This window comes from Pseudoxanthomonas kaohsiungensis (assembly GCF_010211765.1).
Classification (GTDB): Bacteria; Pseudomonadota; Gammaproteobacteria; order Xanthomonadales; family Xanthomonadaceae; genus Pseudoxanthomonas; species Pseudoxanthomonas kaohsiungensis.
In genome coordinates this window covers 1-762 of sequence record NZ_PDWO01000043.1, presented here as the reverse complement: position 1 = coordinate 762, position 762 = coordinate 1, and the positions used below count along the sequence as shown (strand labels likewise).

The window sequence follows — 762 nt, the reverse complement described above, 5'->3', positions numbered from 1 at the left end:
ATCCGGGCCGCCCACGAAGAACACCGGCAGGCCTACGGCTCACGCCGGCTGTGGCGGGTGCTGGTCAGTCGCGGCGAAGCCTGTGGGCGGCATCGCGTCGCGCGCCTGCGGCGCCAGCATGGGGTGATCACACGACGACGTCGGCGCTTCCTGCGCGGGCGCGCCTCGTACCAGGGCACGCCCGCCGCGCCCAATCGACTGGCGTGGCCGTTTGCGAGCCCCGCTCCCAACCGGGTCTGGGTCGGCGACATCACCCACGTCCCGACGCGCGAAGGTTGGCTGTACCTGGCCACCGTGCTGGACGTCTGCAGCAGACGGGTCGTGGGCTGGGCAATGGCGTCGCGGCAGACCTTCGACCTGGCCGAACGCGCACTGCACATGGCGATCGTGCAGCGGCGCCCGCCACCGCATCTGGTCCTCCACCACGACCGCGGCAGCCAGTACACCAGCGCCAGCTATCGGGCAAAAGCAGAGGCAGCGAATATGTTGCTGAGCATGAGCCGGCCCGGTATGCCTTACGACAATGCCATGGCGGAAAGCTTCTTCGGCACGCTGAAACTCGAGCTGATGCCGGACCGGGTGTTCGCCTCGCGCGAAGCCGCGCGGCTGGCGGTGTTCGACTACATCGAGGCCTTCTACAATCGCACGCGCATGCACTCGGCGTTGGGCTACCAATCACCCGCTCAATATGAAGAGCGGTTCAATCGCCTGGGGTATGTGCCCTAGGTCCACTGTCCGAAGAACCGGGGTCGCTCCAACCTG

Annotated in this window: 1 protein-coding gene; it reads left to right on the top strand. The window is 67.3% G+C overall.

The genetic code is table 11. The features are described from left to right. Positions 1-726 (top strand): IS3 family transposase (locus CSC66_RS17190; protein ID WP_162378630.1); only part of this gene is annotated, 726 nt, incomplete at its 5' end. Positions 727-762 lie beyond the last annotated feature (36 nt).